Source organism: Limnospira sp. (assembly GCF_051859755.1).
GTDB lineage: Bacteria > Cyanobacteriota > Cyanobacteriia > Cyanobacteriales > Microcoleaceae > Limnospira > Limnospira fusiformis.
In genome coordinates this window covers 1-5502 of the sequence record NZ_JBIMLI010000207.1, presented here as the reverse complement: position 1 = coordinate 5502, position 5502 = coordinate 1, and the positions used below count along the sequence as shown (strand labels likewise).

The window sequence follows — 5502 nt, the reverse complement described above, 5'->3', positions numbered from 1 at the left end:
CTCTTTTGAGCGCAGCGTGTCAACCTATTTCGCTACTTAATGTTGACGATGGTTCAGGCCAGACATTCGGTTTCCCTAATCATGGATGGTTGGCAGTGGTCGGATTTTGGGAATAGGTTTTCCCTCACGCCTTCCGTTCCCCGCTTAAATCCCAGATTTGTGATTTCTGAAACTTGGGGTGGCTATCGCCGTTACTCTTTCCCATAATCGCTCCAAGTAAGTTATAATACTCCTCCTAGGTAATACTTGGACGGTGTATTGCGATTTCTTAAAATGGGATTGACCATGAGTTCCCTACCTTGCTTAGAATCACACCTTCCTAAGCGTTGGGACATATATACAGTTAAGGGGTAAACTGGTTGACAGTTTATCTCCCTCTAGGAGGTTATTTCAGGCATTGCAGCCTTATTTCACTCCTAAACGTCTCGCACCTCCTAAACGTCTCGCACCTTCACCTACATTATAACTGATTTAAGCCAGATCGACCTTAACCACCCGATTTTTTTCTTCCTCAGCTTTAGGGAGAGTCAGGCTAAGAATGCCATCTTTATATTCTCCATGAACATTAGTATTTTGGACCCGAATTGGTAGAGGAATCACCCGGCGGAATTTACCATAGCGAAACTCACTGCGGGTTACTCCTTTTTCTTCCGTGTGTCTTTCTAATTTCCGTTCCCCACTGATAGCAATAGAATCCGCTGTTACCTGTACATCAATATCTTCGCGATTCATTCCGGGAACTTCTAATTTCAGATGTAAGGCTTCCGGCGTTTCCTGAAGTTCCGCTGCTGGTACAAATGCAGAACCCACATCTTCCGAAGTAGTAGTTAAGCTATCAAACAAGTGATTCATTTGACGTTGCAGAGTGTCAATTTCCCGGAAAGATTCCCAATTAAAACTAATGATTGCCATAATCTTTGCTCCTGTTTTATATCCTGGTTTACTTGAGGTTATCTCTTACCTCTTGTCTTACAGAATAGTCAATTTATCTTAGTTTTGGATTCGGTTTTAAACACTGAGAATATGGCAATAACCGAACTGCTTTAGTTTCCCTTGGTGGTACGTTAAACCGTACCTTAATGGTCGTGAAAAGTGAACCCACCCCCATCATTCATTAATCCAGATAGTACCCCGGTCTCAGCCGGATTTCCGACTTGCCTTGCCTTTTCCCCAGAAGCAGCGTTATATTTAGACAATCCACACTCTGAGGGTACTGAGGGTACTATGAAAATTTGGGTCAACGAACAGCTAGATCCCAATGGTATTGTCTATTCTTGCATTGCTTGTTGTGACGAAACTCAAGCTATGGAATGTCATGAGTCTTTCCAAAACAATCTCACCGAAACTCAAAAGCAAATGGGTTGGGTCGCCAAACTCCGCACTGTCGAGTCTTGGGATGATGTCCCTGTTAGCGCTTTAAAACTCAATTAGCACCCCCATCAAATTAAAATCCAGCCCCAAAGTACCGGGCTGGATTATCTAAATATTCTCGGTGAGACTTACTAAAAACCCATTAACCTAGTCAGTCTTTTGAAAGTCTAGGGAAGCCGAATTCATGCAGTAACGCTTTCCTGTCGGTCTTGGTCCATCCTCAAAAACATGGCCTAGGTGAGCATCACACTTAGCACAGAGTACCTCTACCCGGCGCATAAACAAACTATTATCCTGTTCATATCGGACACTATTTTCCGAAACCGGTTCCCAAAAACTTGGCCATCCCGTACCGGAATCATATTTGGTTTCTGAGGTGAATAACTCATTACCACAGCAAACACAACGATAAACACCCTTTTCTTTGTTATCGTAATATATGCCAGTAAAAGCGCGTTCAGTCCCCTTTTTCCGGGTGACTTTGAACTGTTCTGGTGTTAGCTGTTGCTTCCACTCTGCCTCAGTTTTTTGTACTTTCTCAACCATAAATGAGTCACTCCGATTTGTGTTCTCCCAAAGCCTAACTTAAAGCCTAACTTAAAACCTAATTCAACGCCAGCCATTTTTGAGCATTCAGGCGCTGAACCACCCCAAACACCAGCAAATCTAAAGTAATCCGGCGCTCATCTCCCAAAAATCCCTCGATCGCCGATGGTTGAGTACCATTAGCCGCCCAGGAAAAAAACTTTGGACCCTTAATATCTTCTTGGGGAAAGTAGATATTAAACTTCCGTGCGCCACCTTCCCAGCTTCCCGTCACCTGCCAACAATCTTCTGCAATTTGTAGGCTAGGCGGAAACTTAGCCTTGACTAATGCCACATCGAGATCTGTAATTCCCTGTTCCTCCAGGGCTTTCTTAACCGCCGGAATATAATGATTTTCGATAAACTCTGGAAACGGCTTATCCTCCACTGCGGGGGGTTTCTCCTTTTTCGCCTTGGCGGCCGGTTTTTTCTTTTCTTCTTCTGACATCGATAGTTCCTGAGTTACAATTCACCCAAACGTATTCTATCGCTATTCGATCGCGATCGCCTTCCCCCAAAAAACCTCCCCACCTTCCACAACAGTCAATTTCCCCACCCTCAAATAATCACATCAGTTTTGCTAATCTATGCCCCTCCATCTATTTAATATTCCAAAGATTGTTAAGAATTAATACATTTTTATTGCTAATCTCTCGCAAAAAGTTGACGAGATTCTGGGGGTTATGGTATCCTCAGATAAATCGCATCCAAGGGCTTCCTGTGTCTTGATGCCAAAATAGAGGCTACAACCCTCATTATATCGTCGCCTAAATTATTCTCTCACCACAAGTTAAAATTCACGATGCACGAGTTTGGAAGCCAAAAGCGATCGCCATTTTCTGAGATGTTGACAAAATCGACATTATGTGCATAGGATGCAATTTTCCGCAGTGAGGGAATTTAAAGGATGTTAGCGAGTGCGATATTAATCCTAGTGATGGGTTTTTTTGCTGGGGAACTTGCCCGCCGATTAGGTGCGCCGCCTCTAATTGGGATGATTTTGATTGGCATTATCATGGGTCAGGAATTTGGCAACTTAATTAGTCCAGAAGTCCTAGGGGCTGCCGACGATCTGCGACTGGTAGCGGTAATGATCATTTTAATGAAAGCAGGTCTAGGACTCGATCGCTCTAAACTAGCGCAACAAGGAACAGTCGCCCTCCGGCTAGGATTTTTCCCCGCTTCAATAGAAGCCTTAGTAGTAGCGATCGCCTCAATGTTCCTATTCAATTTTGACTTCATGACAGGTCTACTATTAGGCTGCGTAGTCGGCGCAGAGTCACCCGCCGTTATTGTCCCCGGAATGTTGCGCCTAAAAAGCCTAGGCTGGGGTGTGACCAAAGGCATTCCCGACGCGATTTTAACAGGTAGCGCCTTATCAGATGTCCTGCTATTATTAGTATTTAGCCTACTGCTAAACTTTCTGGGTTCAGGAAGTACAGAAGCCATTAACCTAGGGTTCATCAGCCTATCATCCTTACAAATTCTACCATTCCAAGTAATCCTAGAAATCGTCCTAGGATTAGTAGCAGGTTTCCTAGGCGCGCGATTATTAGTATTTCTATTAGTCAAGCAGACCTGGACGCGCAACGTAGTTCAAGACATAATCATCGCCGCCAGTTTAGGACTGTTTCTGGTAATTTTCAGCAACACCTTTCCCTACTACTCCGGCTATCTAGCCGTGATGGCGATGGGATTCTTTTTAATCGAATTTGATGCCCCCCTAGCGCGATTAATCCGCAATAGTTTTGATGTATTGTGGATAGTAGCGGAAATTGTTTTATTTGTAATCATGGGGGCTACCATTCAGTTACAGGTTTTAGGGGATGTCTTATTACCGGGTTTATTATTAATAGTAATTGGTCTGGTAATAGGTAGAGGAATAGGCTGGTATTTATCGACATTAGGGAGTAATTGGAATCGCCAAGAAAAGCTGTTTTTATTGCCGGGAAATATGGCAAAAGCCACCGTACAAGCGGCTATTGGTGCTTTACCTTTAGCGGCGGGAATTGAGGGAGGGGAAATAATTTTAGCGATCGCCGCCTTATCAATTCTAGTAACCGCCCCCTTGGGTGCTTGGTCTACCCAAGTATTTGCGCCGAAACTCTTAGAAAGGGGAGAAGTAGACCCCACCAAAGTAGCCGTTAAAGGTCATCCAGTTTTATTAGCTGCTGTAGACCCGTCACCCCTATCAACTTCCGTATTGCTAAAAGCCGCCGACCTAGCGCGGCGCAGCCATGGTAAAATCATCGTTTTATATGTAGATAATGTGGGAGACGAACCGGGAAGATTACAACTAGAAAAACAAGCGCACCAACTTCTAGCAGATATCCGCTTTGAATTTATGGTATTATCAGGATTAGTACCAGAAACCATTGTCAAGACCGCCGCCAGTCGCGGGGTGACTGATGTAGTAATTGGTACCAAATCCATGAACGGTAAAAAGATGATGGTTAACTCAGTCTCTCAAGCCGTTTTAGAGATGAGTACAATTCCGGTAATTACCGTATAAGGAAACCAGAGAAAGTAGAGACAAGGCGGGTGTCTTATCTCTACAATTGGGTAGTGTTAAATCTCAGCGTAAGCACGTTCAATTAAACGTCGCGCCAGAGTTTGAATACCGGTATGAGTGTAGTAGTTAGTGGTCATGTCGAGGAAAGCCGCCACATAATCCAACTTATCGTCAGCGATATCGACAAAACTCTGAAGGTTGCTAACCACCTTAGAAGGTGTCAAATCATGATCGCTGACAAAACCACTCATCCAACCTGTGACGGAATTAAAACTTTCCTGAACAAAATGCAGCTTTCCGTCTGGGTCTCCCCCAGGAATCATGGGATTAATCCGTTTAAAACCCTCACTTTTCTCCAATTCAGAGGGAGTCAAATTCGCAATAATACTCAACCCCTTTTGAATAAAATCGGGACCCAAAGGGATTAACCCATCCAAACAGACCAAAGCCGCCATACGCATGATAGACTCGCCGCCATAGTTAGCGAGAGAGGCGACAAAATCGCCGATACTATCCCCAGGAATGCCATTAATTTGGCAAAAGGCGACCAATTCAGTGACCACCTTTAAAGATAAATCGATCGCCTGTGCTTTATCAGCTTTGGGGGTCAAGTTCCCCAGGAAACCGAGAAAACTGACATTCTGGCTAATTTTATTAGCCAGCGCCGCCGTCCCTAAAGCGGTCCCCGCACTGTCAATAGTTTGATATAGCCAAAGTGCGCGTTGGTAGCCCTGAGATTTATCATTATAAAGCCAGAGGGCGCGTTCACTGATATCCTGAATCAGACCCGGATCATCCTCGCCAGTGATAGTTTTAACGGTATTTTCAAAACCTACCAAATTATCCCACTGACCAGGAACTGCAAAATCTAGCCCCCGCAACACCATTACAGTTATCCCACCAGTAGGGAGTTCATCAACCAATTCAATAATAGACTTACTCACAATTCAGACTCCTTGCTGATACATTTACGCGACATTTATCCGGCTATTGCCTGACAATGCGACGATAGCACTATTACCCGTTAAGGTAAC

General features: G+C 44.2%; 6 protein-coding genes. 2 read left to right on the top strand and 4 right to left on the bottom strand.

Annotation, left to right across the window (positions count from 1 at the left end; translation table 11 throughout):
• Positions 1-471: 471 nt before the first annotated feature.
• Positions 472-912 carry an Hsp20/alpha crystallin family protein gene (locus ACTIE0_RS22415; RefSeq protein ID WP_006622459.1) on the bottom strand — a complete coding sequence of 147 codons (441 nt, stop codon included), beginning with the start codon at positions 910-912 and terminating at the stop codon, positions 472-474.
• A gap of 312 nt (positions 913-1224) precedes the next feature.
• Between ACTIE0_RS22415 and ACTIE0_RS22410 the strand changes: the two genes are divergently transcribed.
• The gene (locus tag ACTIE0_RS22410; RefSeq protein WP_006622460.1) at positions 1225-1431 is read left to right on the top strand and encodes a hypothetical protein; all 207 of its coding nucleotides are present in this window, start codon (positions 1225-1227) and stop codon (positions 1429-1431) included.
• Between the two features lie 87 nt (positions 1432-1518).
• Here the strand turns inward: ACTIE0_RS22410 and msrB are convergent, their stop codons facing one another.
• Together msrB and ACTIE0_RS22400 are read right to left on the bottom strand one after the other, a co-directional pair.
• A complete protein-coding gene (gene msrB, locus ACTIE0_RS22405) occupies positions 1519-1917 on the bottom strand; it encodes a peptide-methionine (R)-S-oxide reductase MsrB (protein ID WP_006622461.1) in 399 nt (132 codons plus the stop codon).
• A gap of 58 nt (positions 1918-1975) precedes the next feature.
• A complete protein-coding gene (locus ACTIE0_RS22400; protein WP_006622462.1) occupies positions 1976-2404 on the bottom strand; it encodes a DUF2996 domain-containing protein in 429 nt (142 codons plus the stop codon).
• Positions 2405-2863: 459 nt separating this feature from the next.
• On the opposite strand from ACTIE0_RS22400, the gene ACTIE0_RS22395 reads away from it, so the two are divergent.
• Positions 2864-4468, top strand: coding sequence for a cation:proton antiporter domain-containing protein (locus ACTIE0_RS22395; protein WP_006670791.1), 1605 nt, complete (start codon positions 2864-2866; stop codon positions 4466-4468).
• Between the two features lie 56 nt (positions 4469-4524).
• Here ACTIE0_RS22395 and ACTIE0_RS22390 read toward each other — a convergent pair whose 3' ends face one another.
• A complete protein-coding gene (locus ACTIE0_RS22390; protein WP_006622465.1) occupies positions 4525-5412 on the bottom strand; it encodes a hypothetical protein in 888 nt (295 codons plus the stop codon).
• Positions 5413-5502: the final 90 nt, after the last annotated feature.

Bases quoted from the DNA above. Each gene is read 5' to 3' on its own strand.
- ACTIE0_RS22415 (WP_006622459.1), bottom strand. From the start codon at position 912: ATGGCAATCATTAGTTTTAATTGGGAATCTTTCCGGGAAATTGACACT.
- ACTIE0_RS22410 (WP_006622460.1), top strand. From the start codon at position 1,225: ATGAAAATTTGGGTCAACGAACAGCTAGATCCCAATGGTATTGTCTAT.
- msrB (WP_006622461.1), bottom strand. From the start codon at position 1,917: ATGGTTGAGAAAGTACAAAAAACTGAGGCAGAGTGGAAGCAACAGCTA.
- ACTIE0_RS22400 (WP_006622462.1), bottom strand. From the start codon at position 2,404: ATGTCAGAAGAAGAAAAGAAAAAACCGGCCGCCAAGGCGAAAAAGGAG.
- ACTIE0_RS22395 (WP_006670791.1), top strand. From the start codon at position 2,864: ATGTTAGCGAGTGCGATATTAATCCTAGTGATGGGTTTTTTTGCTGGG.